This window comes from Pseudomonas sp. NPDC090208 (genome assembly GCF_044746785.1).
In the GTDB taxonomy this organism is placed as follows: domain Bacteria; phylum Pseudomonadota; class Gammaproteobacteria; order Pseudomonadales; family Pseudomonadaceae; genus Aquipseudomonas.
The window spans coordinates 11,754-27,051 of the sequence record NZ_JBIVCU010000023.1 but is presented as its reverse complement, the minus strand read 5'-3'; the positions used below and the strand labels follow the sequence as shown (position 1 = coordinate 27,051).

At 62.6% G+C, this 15,298-nt stretch carries 13 protein-coding genes; 6 read left to right on the top strand and 7 right to left on the bottom strand.

The window, feature by feature from the left end:
- Nucleotides 1–49 precede the first annotated feature (49 nt).
- Nucleotides 50–304, bottom strand: a complete 255-nt coding sequence (locus tag ACIPL0_RS27705; RefSeq protein ID WP_400602912.1) for a hypothetical protein — start codon at nucleotides 302–304, stop codon at nucleotides 50–52.
- A gap of 582 nt (nucleotides 305–886) precedes the next feature.
- On the opposite strand from ACIPL0_RS27705, the gene ACIPL0_RS27700 reads away from it, so the two are divergent.
- Nucleotides 887–2,227 carry an OprD family porin gene (locus ACIPL0_RS27700; protein WP_400602913.1) on the top strand — a complete coding sequence of 447 codons (1,341 nt, stop codon included), beginning with the start codon at nucleotides 887–889 and terminating at the stop codon, nucleotides 2,225–2,227.
- A gap of 58 nt (nucleotides 2,228–2,285) precedes the next feature.
- Here ACIPL0_RS27700 and ACIPL0_RS27695 read toward each other — a convergent pair whose 3' ends face one another.
- Nucleotides 2,286–2,972 carry a YoaK family protein gene (locus tag ACIPL0_RS27695; protein WP_400602915.1) on the bottom strand — a complete coding sequence of 229 codons (687 nt, stop codon included), beginning with the start codon at nucleotides 2,970–2,972 and terminating at the stop codon, nucleotides 2,286–2,288.
- A 204-nt stretch (nucleotides 2,973–3,176) separates the two neighbouring features.
- The gene (locus tag ACIPL0_RS27690; protein ID WP_400602916.1) at nucleotides 3,177–4,196 is read right to left on the bottom strand and encodes an alpha/beta hydrolase; all 1,020 of its coding nucleotides are present in this window, start codon (nucleotides 4,194–4,196) and stop codon (nucleotides 3,177–3,179) included.
- A 387-nt stretch (nucleotides 4,197–4,583) separates the two neighbouring features.
- On the opposite strand from ACIPL0_RS27690, the gene ACIPL0_RS27685 reads away from it, so the two are divergent.
- The 3 genes from ACIPL0_RS27685 (at nucleotide 4,584) to ACIPL0_RS27675 (ending at nucleotide 7,242) form a co-directional block, all read left to right on the top strand.
- Nucleotides 4,584–5,357, top strand: a complete 774-nt coding sequence (locus ACIPL0_RS27685; protein WP_400602917.1) for a hypothetical protein — start codon at nucleotides 4,584–4,586, stop codon at nucleotides 5,355–5,357.
- A 256-nt stretch (nucleotides 5,358–5,613) separates the two neighbouring features.
- Nucleotides 5,614–6,291 carry a glutathione S-transferase family protein gene (locus ACIPL0_RS27680; RefSeq protein ID WP_400602918.1) on the top strand — a complete coding sequence of 226 codons (678 nt, stop codon included), beginning with the start codon at nucleotides 5,614–5,616 and terminating at the stop codon, nucleotides 6,289–6,291.
- Nucleotides 6,292–6,441: 150 nt separating this feature from the next.
- On the top strand, nucleotides 6,442–7,242 hold the full coding sequence (locus ACIPL0_RS27675; RefSeq protein WP_400602919.1) for a DeoR/GlpR family DNA-binding transcription regulator: 801 nt from the start codon (nucleotides 6,442–6,444) through the stop codon (nucleotides 7,240–7,242).
- A gap of 16 nt (nucleotides 7,243–7,258) precedes the next feature.
- On the opposite strand, the gene ACIPL0_RS27670 is transcribed toward ACIPL0_RS27675, so the two are convergent.
- Complete coding sequence (locus ACIPL0_RS27670; protein ID WP_400602920.1) at nucleotides 7,259–7,888, bottom strand: histidine phosphatase family protein; 630 nt, start codon at nucleotides 7,886–7,888, stop codon at nucleotides 7,259–7,261.
- A gap of 202 nt (nucleotides 7,889–8,090) precedes the next feature.
- On the opposite strand from ACIPL0_RS27670, the gene ACIPL0_RS27665 reads away from it, so the two are divergent.
- Both ACIPL0_RS27665 and ACIPL0_RS27660 read left to right on the top strand, forming a co-directional pair.
- Entirely contained in the window at nucleotides 8,091–9,452 is a 1,362-nt protein-coding gene (locus tag ACIPL0_RS27665) for an MFS transporter (RefSeq protein WP_400731631.1), read from the top strand.
- A gap of 36 nt (nucleotides 9,453–9,488) precedes the next feature.
- Entirely contained in the window at nucleotides 9,489–10,448 is a 960-nt protein-coding gene (locus ACIPL0_RS27660) for a 3-hydroxyacyl-CoA dehydrogenase family protein (RefSeq protein WP_400602922.1), read from the top strand.
- A gap of 207 nt (nucleotides 10,449–10,655) precedes the next feature.
- Here ACIPL0_RS27660 and ACIPL0_RS27655 read toward each other — a convergent pair whose 3' ends face one another.
- From ACIPL0_RS27655 to ACIPL0_RS27645, 3 genes are all read right to left on the bottom strand, one after another.
- Entirely contained in the window at nucleotides 10,656–11,504 is an 849-nt protein-coding gene (locus ACIPL0_RS27655; RefSeq protein WP_400602923.1) for an SDR family NAD(P)-dependent oxidoreductase, read from the bottom strand.
- A gap of 1,512 nt (nucleotides 11,505–13,016) precedes the next feature.
- On the bottom strand, nucleotides 13,017–13,580 hold the full coding sequence (locus ACIPL0_RS27650) for a PPC domain-containing DNA-binding protein (RefSeq protein WP_400602924.1): 564 nt from the start codon (nucleotides 13,578–13,580) through the stop codon (nucleotides 13,017–13,019).
- A 120-nt stretch (nucleotides 13,581–13,700) separates the two neighbouring features.
- Entirely contained in the window at nucleotides 13,701–15,278 is a 1,578-nt protein-coding gene (locus ACIPL0_RS27645) for an aldehyde dehydrogenase (NADP(+)) (protein ID WP_400602925.1), read from the bottom strand.
- Between the last annotated feature and the right edge of the window lie 20 nt (nucleotides 15,279–15,298).

The window sequence follows — 15,298 nt, the reverse complement described above, 5'->3', positions numbered from 1 at the left end:
GGATCGCTACCGTCAGCCAGCCATGCCGCTGCCACAAGGATTGCTGCAATCAATAACGCTGGTACTGCGAACCGAATTCGGAGCGTACTTCGGCCACGGCGTTGGTGGTCTTGAAGTCGATGACCTGGGCGGTGCGGTAGGCCTTCAGGTAGTCGGCGCCGTCGGACGCCAGGCGGTTCTGGCCGACGTGTTCCGAGCCGTTCTCTGCGACCTGATACTGTTTCAGGTGTTCGGCGCCATCGGCGGCGAAGACGTTGCCGGCGAGGATCGAGAAGGCGACGCTCAGAAGGATCTTGGTTTTCATGCTGTTTGACTCCTGCGGTAATGACTTGGGCTTTAGGGTTTGGGCAGCACCGCCGTTGGTGGTGGGCTGCGCTGTTCGACGTGCCTAGTAGACCCCGCAGGTGTATCTCGTCTGTGTCGCTAGCGGCCGTGTTTGCCAGTGGATGTATCGTCGGCGCCGCTGTACACAGAGCGATACAAAACGCCTGGCTTGCAGAAGCGCCAACAGTGGCCGAACGGATCGGCGACAGAATAGAGAAAAAGGCATTACTCATTTAACGCTCTGCCGGTTACTACAGTTCATACCCCATGTAACAAATGCCCTTTGATCAAGCGCTGTGGGCGCCGGGCGGATTAGTGCGTGTTTTGAAAAAACTGTTTATCCAAAACTTCGCTGTTTGCCCTGTAACCCCTCACCTAGGCTTGCCACCCCGCGCGCAATGCCGGGCAGGGCGTGCGCTGCCGATCACCCTTGGTCGGTTGTTCCGGCGTCCTGACGTTTCCGCACTAGTGTTTGACCAGTATTAAAAAGCACACCGCTGTACCTAAAAAAATAATCTCGGTTGTATCTGCTGCAAGTAGCACTATCAGAGCGAAGAAAATAATGAACAAGCAAACCAGAGTTCCCGCCCGCTTGATGCTGACCACTGTGGCGCTGGGAGCGGCGCAAGTGGCCAATGCCGGCTTTGTCGAAGACAGCAAGCTGACCGTCAACGCGCGCAACTACTACTACAACGTCGATAACCACGAAGGCGGCAACGATCAGCGGGAGTGGGCGCAAGCCTTCAAGATCGATTACCTGTCGGGCTTCACCGAAGGCACCGTGGGCTTCGGTCTCGATTTGCAGGGCCTGGTCGGTATCCATCTGGACGGCGGCAAGGGCCATCACCCGGACAACAATACCTTCACCCCGAGCGACAGCGACGGTTCGGCGCCTCACGAATGGAGCAGCGGCGGCGCCACCGCCAAGATGCGTTTCTCCAAGACCGAACTGCGCTACGGCAACACCCTGTCGCCGAACCTGCCAATTCTGGTGGCCAACGAAAGCCGCCTGCTGCCGCAGACTTTCGGCGGCTTCATGTTCACCTCGAAGGAAATCGACAATCTGACCCTCAACGGCGGGCAGATCGAAAGCGCACGCGGCCGCGCCTCGACCAACAGCTCGGGCCTGTCGGTGGCCGGCGCAACGCGTGACAGCAACAAGTTCCGCTTTGTCGGCGGTGACTGGAAAGCCACCAAGAACCTGACCTTGCAGTACTACTACGCCAACCTGGAAGACTTCTACAAACAGCACTTCTTCGGTCTGCAACACGTCTTGCCGATCAGCGAAGGGCAGAGCTTCAAGACCGACCTGCGCTACTTCAAAAGCACCTCGGACGGCGCCAACGGTGATGTCGGTTACCGCTTCAACAACAACGGCGGCTACGCGAAGAACCCGGGCGAGGTGGACAACGACACCGGCATCGCCACCTTCACCTATACTCTCGGCGGTCACAGCGTGAGCCTGGGTTATCAGCACGTGTCCAGTGACGGCGGTTTCGTCTGGGCCAACCAGGCCAACGTGGTCGACGGCCGTGGCCGCAACGATGGCGAGGGCGGGGCGTCTTTCTATTCGTGGACGGACGCGGTGGTCGGCAACTTCTCCCGTGCCGGCGAAAACACCAGCATGGCGCAGTACGCGTATGACTTCTCCACGGCAGGCGTGCCGGGTCTGAAGACCTCGGTGATCTACCTGCGCGGTGAAGACGCCAAGGCCGCCAATGGCATCGGGCCTGATACCCATGAGTGGGAAACCGACATGCGCGTGGATTACGTCGTGCCGTCCGGTCCGCTGAAGGGCTTTGGCACCACCCTGCGTCACGGCATCTACCGTGGCGGCGGCAGCCCGATCGTCGACACCAACCAGACCCGTCTGATCTTCAACTACACCTACGCGTTTTTCTGATCGCTGAGTCGAGCACAAAGAGGCCCCGCATCTGCGGGGCCTTTGTGTTTGTGGCGAATCACAGTGGTTCGTCGCTGCCGAAGGTGTAGACGCAGGTCCAGACCGCCACCAGCACCGGCACCGCCAGACACCACAAACCGATCGCCAGATACAGCAGCGCTGCGCCAATACAACCGACGGTGAAGCCCAGCAGGTTCAGTGCCACCGGCTTGAGCCGCTGTTTGATCGCCGCCCGTTGTTCGGCATCGCGCAGGCCGATCAGGGTGAACACGTCGATGGCGCCCTGAGTGACGTTGCCGGTCATCAGAGTGGTCGGCGGTGCGCCCTTGAGGTGCTGGCGGGAAATGGTGTTCTGGATTGCCATGGCCGCAACGCCGGTCATGCCGGTGAGCAGGGCCGTGGCGCTGTCACCATCGGTGAACGGCCCGAGCCAGATGGCAAACACGCCGAACACGGCCAGCAGCACGGTGTGCAGGATCAGCAGCGGACGCAGCGGCACCAGGCCGCGACGATTGATCGACACCGCCGCCAGGTGGCTCAGCCCGACCACGATGGCAAACACCGGCAAGGCCAGCAGCTTCGCCAGTGCACCGGATGTGCCATGCACGATGCTCACGCCGAGGGTGACAAAGTTGCCGGTGACGTGGGCGGTGAACAGCCCCTGCAGGGCGAGAAAGCCGATGGTGTCGACGAAACCGCCGTTGAAACTCAGGGCTGGCGCGGTGGAGCGGTGGATGGTGGACATGGGAAATTCCTTCTGAACAGGCCATGTAACTCAGGACATCTGTAGGAGCGTGGCTTGTCCCGCGACCGGCGGGGAACCCGTCATAAACCCGGTGAACGCGGTTTGCCTGAAACTCCGCGTTTACCGGATCTACTGCCGCTTCGCGCCAGGTCGCGGGACAAGACACGCTCCTACAGAAAGGAGCGTGTTATCGCTTCATCAGACTCAGTTCAAATGCGCCTTCAGTTCACCGGCCGCCTGACGCATCGCTGCCTTCACTTCCGGAATGTTGCTCAGCGGGTTGAGCAGACCGTAGTCGTGGACCATGCCGTTGTAGCGCACCGCGGTCACATCCACCCCGGCCGCGTCCAGCTTGCGGGCATAGGCTTCGCCTTCGTCACGCAGCACGTCGAGGGCGGCGGTCTGTACCAGGGCTGGCGGCAGGCCTTTCAACTGCTCGGTGGTAGCCCGCAACGGCGAAGCATAGATCTCGGCGCGCTGGTTGGCGTCGGTGGTGTAGCTGTCCCAGAACCACTTCATCATGTTCTTGGTCAGGAAGTGCCCTTCGGCGTACTGGTCATACGAGCCGGTATCGAAGTTGGCATCGGTCACCGGCCACAGCAGCAACTGGAAGCGCAGTTTCGGCGTGCCTTGTTCCTTGGCTTTCAGGGCGACCACCGCCGCCATGTTGCCGCCGACGCTGTTGCCGGCCACCGCCAGGCGTTTGCTGTCGACGTTGATGTCCTTGCCATGCTCGGCGACCCATTGGGTCGCGGCGTAGGCCTGGTTGATCGCAGTCGGGTAGTGCGCTTCAGGCGACGGCGTGTAATCGACATAGACCGCCACCGCACCGGAGCCGACCACCAGGTCGCGGATCAGACGGGCGTGGGTCGGGTAGTCGCCGAGCACCCAGCCGCCACCGTGGAAGTACATGAACACCGGCAGTTCACCCTTGACCCCGGCGGGGCGCACGATGGTCAGCTTGATGTTCTGGCCATCGGCCTGGATGGTCTTCTCGCTGACGGCGATGCCGGACATGTCGACCTTCACCGAGTTCTGCGCACCGGTCAGCACCGCACGGGCGTCTTTCGGGCTCAGTTGCTCCAGCGGACGACCACCACCGGCCGCCAAGGCATTGAGGAACGCTTGAGTCTGATGTTCCGGTGCGTTGTTGTCGGCGGCGAAAGCGCTGCCGATGGACAGGGCGAGGAGGGTGGCGGTCAGGGCTTTTTTGAAGGTTTTCATGGTCTGCTCTCTTAATCCGTTGTTTGCGTAATGGTCTTGAATGAGTCGCCGCTGGAGCTCGTCGTAGAGCTGTTTGTGTGTGGCTTGGGAGTAACTTTACGGATTGAGTGAGGGTGGGACAATTAGGCTAAATCGAGACTCATTGTTTCTGATTTAGGGACGCTGGATGCGCCGCGCTCACTTGTAGGAGCTGGCTTGCCCTGCGACCTGTCGCGAAGCGGCAGCAAATCCTGAGAACGCGGTGCCTCAGACAAACCGAGTGTGCTGAATTTACTGCCGGTTCCCGGCAGGTCGCAGGGCAAGCCAGCTCCTACAAGGGGCGCAATGATGGTTACAATCCCCCCGGCAAAAACCTCAGCCTTCCAGCCCCTCGACGCGTTGCCCTTCATGACTGCCTTCTACCTCAAGCTACTCATCACTCCGTTGCTCATGCTCTCCATCTCCCTGGCCGCCAAGCGCTGGGGCACCGCCATCGGCGGTTTGCTCTCCGGGCTGCCGGTCACCTCGGCGTCGGTGATGCTGTTTCTCAGCCTCGAACAAGGCCCCGGTTTTGCCGTGCAGGCGGTGCCTGGCGCGCTGGCCGGGGTGGCGGCGATTCAGGCGACCTACCTGTTTTATTTCGTCGTGACCCGCAAGCTGTCGGCGCTGCCCGGCTGCATCACGGCATTGTTGTTCTACGCAGTCGCTGCGGCGTTGATGAGCGGGCTGGGCTCGATGTCGCTGTCGATCCTCGCGACGCTGTGCCTGATCACGGCCATCGTCATTGCCACTTCGAAAAAAACCGACACCGACACGGCCGGTTATGTGCCGGTGCCGCGCTGGATCATCCCGATGCGCATGCTCACCGCCACGCTTCTGCTGCTGGCGATCACTGCCGGCGCCGAATGGCTGGGGCCGGTGGCCAGCGGTTTTCTGGCGCCGATCCCGGTGATCGCCTGGCCGCTGGCGGTGTTCGCCCACGTTCACGGTGGTCGCTCCGAGCTCGGCGCCATCGTGCGTGGCAATGCGATTGGTGCGGTGGGGGTGGTGGGCTTCTACCTCACCCTCAAATACATGGCGCTGCAATGGGGAATTGCCGCGACGATCACCGCAGGCGTGCTGCTGGCGGTGGTGTTGACCGCCGGGTTGGCGGCGCTGTTGAAGCCGAAAGCAACGTCTTGAACGAGACCGGTGATCACTTGGATCTGTGGGAGGGAGCCCTGCTCGCGACAGCGGTGGGGCCGTCACCACAGCATCGCCTGAACTGACGCCTTCGCGAGCAGGGCTCCCTCCCACAGGGAAGGTGTTCATTGCATGACATCGGTGTTTCTTTTGCTGCAACGGTCCATTGAAGGTCTTGCGGGTTCTCGGCAGTGCAGTCAGGGCGGAACATGGGCACATACACGTCGTCCCATCTGCCTGACCGGAGAGCACCGCCTTGACCAGCGCCATCGATTACTACTACTGGCCGACCCCCAACGGTCAGAAGATCGCCATCCTGCTTGAAGAACTGGACCTGCCGTACACCGCGCACCCGGTCAATATCAGCAAGGGCGAGCAGTTCACGCCCGAGTTCACCCGGCTGTCGCCGAACCAGCGCATTCCGGCGCTTGTCGACCACGATGCAGGCCTTTCGGTGTTCGAGTCCGGGGCGATTCTGCAATACCTGGCGCAGCGTCAGGGCCGCTTCCTGCCCGCCGATCTCAAGGGTGCCACCGAGGTGCGTCAGTGGCTGTTCTGGCAGGCCGCAAGCTTCGGGCCGATCCTGGGGCAAACCGTCTACTTCCGCAATTTCGCTCCGGAGCCAGTGCCGGCCGCCATCGAACGCTTCAGCAAGGAGACCGCGCGTCTGTACGGCGTGCTGGAGCGGCAGTTGAGCGAGCACGCCTTCGTGGCGGGGGAGTATTCGATTGCCGACATGGCGATCTACCCGTGGATCGGCCTTCACGAAAAACAGGGCATGAACCTCGCCGACTTCCCGCACATCGCCGCCTGGCAAACGAAGATCAGCCAGCGCCCGGCGGTGATCCGCGCCTATGCCAAAGGCGAAGTGATCCGGCCCACCGGCCAGTCGGACGATGACCGCAAGCGGTTGTACAAAATGGCCCAGGCATGACGGCGCGGGCATGAACCCGTAGCAGTCCGGCTTGCCGGCGGCAGCGAGTTCAAGTGCGCCACCGCCGGCAAGCCGTGCTGCTACGGGGCGCAGCGCGGCTGCAGGTTCTGCGTTACTCTACGCGCTCATTTTCCGGTCGAAAGAATCAGCATGAGCGAAGAACATCTCCCGTCCCCCGAAGGCCAGTCGATGCTGCCGGCGCAGCGCCGGGAGATGATCATTCGCCGTCTGCGTCGCGAGCAGACCCTGAGCGTCACGCAGCTGACGGAGATCTTCAATTGTTCGCACATGACCGTGCGCCGTGACATCGCCGTGCTGGAGCAGGAAGGCCTGGTGTTTTCCGTGCCCGGTGGTGTGCGTCTGGCCAGCCAGTCGTACAGCGAACCCAATCACCACAGCCGGGTGATCGTCGATGCCGAGCAGAAGCAGCGCATGGCGGTGCTGGCCGCGCAGATGCTCAAGCCGGGCATGGTGGTCTACCTCGACGCCGGCACCACGACATTGTGTCTGGTGCCGCACATCATCGCCCTCAGCGACATGACCGTGATCACCAACGACTTCAGCATCGTCATGGCGCTGGCCGAAGCCAGGCACGTGAAAACCATTCACACCGGCGGCGTGCTCGACCACGACAACATCACCGCGATCGGCACCCTGGCGGCCGACACCCTGCGCAATCTGGCCACCGACATCGCGTTCATTTCCAGCAGTTCCTGGGATCTGCAGCGCGGCATCACCACCTTTTCCGAGGCCAAGGTCGAGGTCAAGAAAGCCGCCATGGCCGGTGCCTCGCGGGTGGTGCTGATGGCCACCAGCTCCAAGTACGGCACCTTCGCCATGTACCGCATCGCCGGGCTGGAACGCTTCGACCCGATCATTTCCGACAGCGGCCTCACCAGTGATTCCGCTGCAGGCATCCGCCGCTCCGGAATCGAACTGGTCCTGGCCTGACTGCCTTCCCGAGCCGTCAGCGACTGCCATCCGCCGCTGTGCTGGCGCCCAGCCAGGCGAAGCGACCGTCGCGAATCATCAGCACCTGATCCTGGGGAATTTCCAACAGCGGCACGGCTTCAGGCGCGACATCGGTCAGCAGCGCCAGACAACTGCGCAACACTCCGGCGTGGGCGACCAGCACCGTGTCGCGCTGCAGCGACGTCAGCAGGCTGCCGACCCGTTCGAACACGTGAGGGTAGTTCTCGCCGCCTTCGGGAATGAAATTCAGCGGGTCGGCCTGGCGTGCCGCGAAACGCTCCGGCTGGCGCTCGGCGATCTGTTGCCAGTCCAGGCCTTCCCATTCGCCAAAGTGAATTTCCACCAGACGCTCGTCGGTGCGGTAATCGAGTGCATCGAGGCCCAGTTGCTGGCGGACGATTTCCATGGTCTGGCGTGTGCGGCCCAGCGGGCTGGCGATGAAGTCCACCCCGGCCGTCCGCGGCAGCAGCCAGTTCAGGCAGGTGCCGGACACCACCGCCTGACCCCGTCCGACGGCATTCAGCGGAATGTCGCGCCGCCCCTGCAACAGCTTGCTGGCGTTCCAGTCGGTCTGCCCGTGGCGGATCAGGTACAGGGTCTTTGCGTGCTGCTCATCGATATCCATCAGAAATCCCGGTTGTGAAAACGTGTGAATGCTGCTGTTAAATCTTAACGCAGATTGCTTGACAATGTGAAAAAATAACAAATACTGATAAACAGTCACATGACCACCACAGCGTCGCTCATGACAGAGCGCAAGCCGGACGGCCTGCCACGGACGTTCAGCCCGCTTTGCCTACCCCAATAACAATAACGGAGGCAGCTTCATGTCCACACTTGACGGCACCCTGGCCGGCGGCTCCGCCAGCCCTGACACCGAACCCTCGGCACCCGGCGTGCATGCCGGCGCACAGCCCACCGCACATCAGTTGAAACAGCGGCGGCGGGCGTCGGTGGGCAGCCTGATCGGCACCACCATCGAGTGGTACGAGTATTACATCTACGGGGCGACGGCCGCGTTGGTGTTTCCACTGTTATTTTTTCCCACTCACGACCGCCTCGTTTCGCTGATGCTGTCGTTCGCCTCGTTCGCGATTGCCTTCGCCATCCGCCCCATCGGCGCGGCGGTGTTCGGCCATTTCGGCGACCGGGTAGGGCGCAAGACCACGCTGATCGTCACGCTGGTGATGACCGGGCTGGCGACCTTCCTCATCGGTTTTCTGCCGACCTACGAGAGCATCGGCCTGTGGGCCCCGGCGATCCTGATTCTGTTGCGTCTGGTCCAGGGCTTTGGCGTCGGCGGTGAGTGGGGCGGCGCAGCCTTGATGTCGCTGGAATGGGGCGACCAGAAGAAGCGCGGCGCTGCCGGTGCGTGGCCGCAACTGGGCACGTCCATCGGCCTGATTCTTTCGACTTCGGCGGTGATGGGCTCCAGCTATTTCACCGGTGAGCACTTCCTCGACTGGGGCTGGCGCATCCCGTTCCTGCTGTCCGGGATTCTCGTGGTGGTCGGTCTGGTGGTGCGGCTGGCGATTGAAGAAACGCCGTCGTTCGCCGCGAAAAAACAGAAACAGCAGATCGAGAAAAGCCCGCTCAAATTCGTCGTCCGCAACTACTGGCGCGAGATCGTCAAAGTGGCGTTCCTGCGCATGTCCGAGCAGATGCCGTTCTACATCTTCACCGCGTTCATCCTCGACTACGCCACCCAGCACGCCCACGTCTCGCGCACCTTCGTGCTGCTGGGCACCCTGGCGGCTGCGGTGCTCGACCTGATCCCCCTGCCGATCTTCTCCAACCTCGCCGACCGCGTGGGCCGCCGCAACATGTACTACTTCGGCTGCGCGGTGCTGATCGCCATGGCCTTCCCGTATTTCTGGGTGCTCGAATCCGGCAATGAAACCCTGATCTTCATCGCCATCACCCTGTCGCTGGTGCCCCACGCGATTCAGTACGGCGCCCAGGCTTCGCTGATCTCCGAGCAGTTCCCGGTGCACGTGCGCTACACCGGCGCCGGGGTCGGCTATCAGATGTCGTCGCTGGTCGCTGGCGGCCCTGCGCCGCTGATCGCCTCGTTCCTGCTGGTCAGCTTCGGCAGCGGCTATGCAGTGGCAGCGTATCTGGCCGCCGGGGGCGTGATTGCCGCGCTGGCCCTTTCCAGTCTCAAGGACCGCAGTGATCAGCAGCTCTGATCCGTGTGTCGTTCATCTTCAAGCCGGGAGTACGGTATGAGCATCAAGAAAATTGCAGTAGTCGGTTCGGGTTACATGGGCGGCGGCATCGCCCAGGTGTTGGCGCTCGGCGGTGCCGATGTGGTGTTGGGCGATGTCTCCGGCAGCATTGCCAAAGAGAGTCTGGCGCGCTTGCTGAAACAGGCGCAGGCGTTTGCCGAGGCCGGGCTGTTTCCGGTGGACGCCCCGGCGCGGCTGGCGGCGAGGTTGAGCGCGGCCGGTTCCATCGAAGAAGCGGTGGAAGGCGTGGACTACGTTACCGAAGCGGTGCCTGAGTCGCTGGACATCAAGCGCGACGTGCTGCAGCGCGTCTCGGCGGCCTGCGCGGCCGACACCCTGATCGGCAGCAACACCTCGGCGATTCCGATTGGTGAACTGGCGAAGTTCGTCAGCCATCCCGAGCGTTTTCTCGGCGTGCACTGGATGAACCCGGCGCCGTTCATTCCGGGGGTCGAACTGATCGCCAGCGAACACACCTTGCCTGAGCACATGGACACGCTGGAAGCGCTGATCCGTGCGGTCGGCAAGGTGCCGGCACGGGTCGCTGATACCCCCGGTTTCGTTGCCAATCGTCTGCAATTCGCGCTGTACAAAGAGGCAGTGAAAGTGGTCGAAGAAGGCCTGGCGACACCGGAGCAGGTCGACCTGGTGGTGAGCAATGCTTTCGGCTTCCGCCTGGCGCTGTTTGGTCCGTTCGCCATCGGCGACATGGCCGGGCTCGACGTCTATGCCTCGTCTTACAAGACTCTGGCCGGGACCTACGGTGAACGTCTGGCCGCGCCGAAAGCCCTGAGCGAACTGGTGGACAGCGGCAACTACGGCCTCAAGTCCGGCCACGGCTTCCTGCAGATCGACCCGGAAAAACGTGCCGAACTGCTGGCCTACCGCGACAAGGCCTACGCGGCCCTGAGCAAGCTGCGCGCCGAGCTGGGCGCGGCGCCCGGTCTGGTGAGCTGATCGGCAACGATGTGATTGAAGAAGCCCCGGCAATGTCCGGGGCTTTTTTGTGTGGGTTGTGTGGAATGTTCCGTGGTCGAACCGTTGATAGAGCACCCCTTGTGGGAGCGGATTCATTCGCGATGGGTTCTGTCAGACCATGGATTTCTAGTGGCCTGACGAGCCTCTCGCGAATGAATTCGCTCCCACAGTGTTTACGCGGCGGGCTCACTCGCCGCGCACAAACGCCTCGAACGCTTCCTTGTAATCGCCATGCCAGCGCGACAGCGGCGGGCGGTTTTCGGTGATGTCTCCGGCGGCCCAGAGAATGCGCCGCTCGTCGAGAGCGCGAGGCACGTCGTTGTCCGGGCAGAGGATGTAGAAGTCGCCAGCTTCCAGGCGCTCCAGCATGAAGTCGACGGTCTGTTCCGAGGTCCAGGCGGCGTCGGGTTTTTCCGTGCGGCCACGGGCAGTCAGGCCGGTGTAGACGTAACCGGGGATCAGCAGGTGGGAAGTGACCGCGCAGCCGGCGGTGTTGCGCAGTTCGTGTTGCAGGGATTCGCTGAAGACTTTCACCGCGGCTTTGGAGACGTTGTAGGCCGGGTCGCCCGGTGGTGCGGTGATGCCCTGTTTGGAGCCGACGTTGATGATCAGGCCGGGCCGGCCCTGTTTGATCATGCTCGGGACGAAGGCCTGGGTACCGCGAATCACGCCCCACAGGTTGACCTCAATCACCTGCTGCCAGTTGGCGGGATCGAGCAGGCTGCTGCCGGGCTGGATCGCGGCGTTGTTCATCAGCACGTCGATGCTGCCGAAGCGTTCGAGTACGGCGTTGCGCAGGGTGGCGAGGTCGGCGTCGCGGCTGATGTCGGCTTCGATGGCCAGAACATCGGCTTCGCCGGAAGCGGTGTGGGCGGCGATGTCTTTGCCGGCCTGCAAGAGTTTTTGCGCGCCCAGATCGGCGATGCACACGCGCATGCCCAGGGCGGCAAAGCGTTTGGCCGCGGCCAGGCCGATACCGGAAGCACCGCCGGTGATCACCGCGACCGCGCCGGGTTGGAGTACGGGATGGGGCATGACGACTCTCCTGTCTGAGACCTGTGGGACTTGCCAGCATAGGCGCGGATGGCGCGCGTGTCAGATCCGACGTCATCGCGCATCCCCTAGAACCCCGTAGCAGTCCGGCTTACCGGCGGTGGCGTCTGCAATACGCTACCGCCGGCAAGCCGGACTGCTACGGGGAATGGGGTCATGCCTGAATAAATCGGGCACCGTAAAACCTGTGGGAGGGAGCTCTGCTCGCGAATGCGGTGGTTCAGCCAGCACAGCATCGACTGACCTGACGCCATCGCGAGCAGAGCTCCCTCCCACAGGTTTCGTGGTGCCGAATATATTTGGGCATGACAGCAAACCTCGTGGGAGCGAATTCATTCGCGAGACGGCAGCACAAACAGCATCTCTGTGTCGGCCTTACGCCCACATCGCGAATGAATTCCCTCCCACAGGCTCAGCGCAATCTCCTGTGGGAGGGATCCGAGGTTACGAGGGTCGCGAAAGCGCCGGGTCAGACGGTGCGGCGTTGCCTGACCTGACGCCATCGCGAGCAGGGCTCCCTCCCACGGCCTTCGGCCAGAAACCAAAGCGGACCGCACTCGCAGCTACGAGGAATGGGGTCATGCCTGAATCAACCGGGCACCGCAAAACCTGTGGGAGGGAGCTCTGCTCGCGAAGGCGGTGGTTCAGCCAACACAGCATCGACTGACCTGACGCCATCGCGAGCAGAGCTCCCTCCCACAGGTTTCGTGGTGCCGAATATATTTGGGCATGACAGCAAACCTTGTGGGAGCGAATTCATTCGCGAGACGGCAGCACAAACAGCATCCCTGTGTCGGCCTTACGCCCACATCGCGAATGAATTCACTCCCACAGGCTCAGCGCAATAACCTGTGGGAGGGATCCGAGGTTACGAGGGTCGCGAAAGCGCCGGGTCAGACGGTGCGGCGTTGCCTGGACTGACGCCATCGCGAGCAGGGCTCCTCCCACGGCCTTCGGCCAGAAGCAAAAGCGGACCGCACTCGCAGCTACGGGGAATGGGGTCATGCCTGAATCAACCGGGCACCGCAAAACCTGTGGGAGGGAGCTCTGCTCGCGAATGCGGTGGTTCAGCCAACACAGCATCGACTGACCTGACGCTATCGCGAGCAGAGCTCCCTCCCACAGGTTTCGTGGTGTCGAATATATTTGGGCATGACAGCAAACCTTGTGGGAGCGAATTCATTCGCGAGACGGCAGCACAAACAGCATCCCTGTGTCGGCCTTACGCCCACATCGCGAATGAATTCACTCCCACAGGCTCAGCGCAATCTCCTGTGGGAGGGATCCGAGGTTACGAGGGTCGCGAAAGCGCCGGGTCAGACGGTGCGGCGTTGCCTGGACTGACGCCATCGCGAGCAGAGCTCCCTCCCACGGCCTTCGCCAGAAACCAAAGCGGACCGCACTCGCAGATCTTTAGCAGTCCGGCTTGCCGGCGGTAGCGATTTTGCAGGCGCCACCGCCAGCAAACCGGACTGCTACGGACGAGCGCGCGGGTCAGGGCTGGGCGATGTCCAGCACGTTGGCGCCGATGCATGGGTCGACGCCGCGTTCCAGGCGTTTGGGGTGGACGATGACGGTGATTTCCATCGAGCCGGTGGTCACTTCGAAATCGAGAATGTGTCCGCCGTAAGCCTGAAACGAAGCATCGCCGGCCACGCCGTGCATGTGGATGGAGGGTTGGTCGTTTTTCCAGGCGAGGGAGCCGGTGATGCTGGCCATTTCGACGTTGCTGAAGGTCTTCGCGTCGAAGTCCTTTTTGTCCTTGTTCCAGAACCCGAACTTGACGTTGCCGAAGCCGATGCCGCTGATCGAGGCGCTGGGGATCTTCTCGCTGACCATCAGCCGACTCAGTTGCTGGAAGGCGTTGTCGCCCTGGCGCAGGACCATCAGAAACCCGGTCGGGGTCTTGGTGTAGCGCGGGGTGGTTTCGCTGGCGCATTGCATCGGTGGGTGGGTTCCAGAAGTGGCAGGGCTTGGCGAGTTGTCGGCAAAAGCGAGGGTCGAGGTCAGCAGCAGAGCAGCACTGAGCGCGAACAGAGGCAGTGGGCGATTGAGCACGGGATAGCTTCCTTTTTCTTGTTGTGATGGACGGTGACAGCGGTTTTGCAGGCGAACGACGCCAGCACCTGTCATGCAACAGGCGCGGGCGGGTTCGATGGGGTTAAAAGATCGGGTCGGTTACAGCGCTGCGCGGCTGGCGACGCCGTCCACCAGCCGGTTGATGCCCAGCGGGTTGGCGTTTTTCAGGGCATCCGGCAGCAGCGCATCCGGGCAGTTCTGATAGCAGACCGGGCGCAGGAAACGGTCGATGGCCAGGGTGCCGACCGAAGTGCCGCGCGCGTCCGAAGTGGCCGGGTAAGGCCCGCCATGGACCATCGCGTCACTGACTTCGACACCGGTCGGATAACCGTTGAACAGCACCCGGCCGACTTTCTGCTCCAGCAGGGCCAGTACGTCACTCAGGCCATTCAGCTCGGTGGCTTCGACGATCAGCGTTGCCGTCAATTGGCCGCGCAGGCCATGCAGGGCACGGATCAGCTCGGCCTTGTCCGCCACTTCGACGACGATGGTGGTCGGGCCGAACACTTCTTCCTGCATCAGTTCGTCGCCATTGAGCAGCAGGCTGACATCGGCCTTGAACAACTGCGCCCGCGCCTGATTGCCTTGTTGAGCGACACCGGCCAGGTGGGTCACGCCGGGATGCGCGCTCAGGTGCTCAAGGCCGTGGCAATAGTTTTTCAGGGCGCCACTGTTGAGCATGGTTTGCGGCGCCTGATCCTGCAGACGCTGCGCCAGTTGTTGCTGCAGCGCGCTGAACTCGGGCGAGCGAATGCCCAGCACCAGCCCCGGATTGGTACAGAACTGTCCGGCGCCGAGCACCACCGATGCCGCCAGTTCCTGGGCGATCTGCTCGCCGCGTGCCTTCAGCGCTTCAGGCATCAGCAGCACCGGATTGATGCTGCTCATCTCGGCAAACACCGGGATTGGCTGCGGGCGCGCCGCCGCCATGTCGCACAGTGCGCGACCGCCGCGCAGCGAGCCGGTGAAGCCGACCGCCTGAATCACCGGGTGCTTGACCAGCGCTTCACCGACACTGCCGTAGAGCAGGCTGAACACGCCCTGAGGGATGCCGGTCTTTTCGGCAGCGCGGACGATGGCGGCGGCGACGTAATCGGCGGTCGCCATGTGCCCGCTGTGGGCCTTGAACAGCACCGGGCAACCGGCGGCGAAGGCGGCTGCGGTGTCGCCGCCGGCGGTGGAGAACGCCAGCGGAAAGTTGCTGGCACCGAACACCGCCACTGGCCCCAGGCCCATGCGGTACTGACGCAGATCGACCCGTGGCAGCGGCTTGCGCTCGGGCTGCGCACGGTCGATGCGTGCGCCGTAGAAATCACCGCGACGCAGGGTTTTGGCGAACAGGCGCATCTGCCCGCTGGTGCGTGCCCGTTCACCCTGAATGCGCGCCGCCGGCAATGCCGTTTCGCGGCACACGGTGGCGATGAAGTCGTCGTCCAGCCCGTCGAGTTCATCGGCGATGGCATCGAGGAATTGCGCACGACGTTCGGCGGACAGCGCGCGGAAAACCGGGTATGCCGTCGCTGCTGCTTCGGCGGCCGCGTTCACTTCTTCCGTGGTGGCGGCGTGAAAGGCGTAGGGCAGGGCCTCGCCGCTGCTGGCGTCATGGCTGAGCAGAGTCTGCGAGCCTTTGGCCGAGCGGGTGCCGGCGATGTAGTTGTGACCTGAAACTTCAAACATAAACACTCCTTCAATAAGGG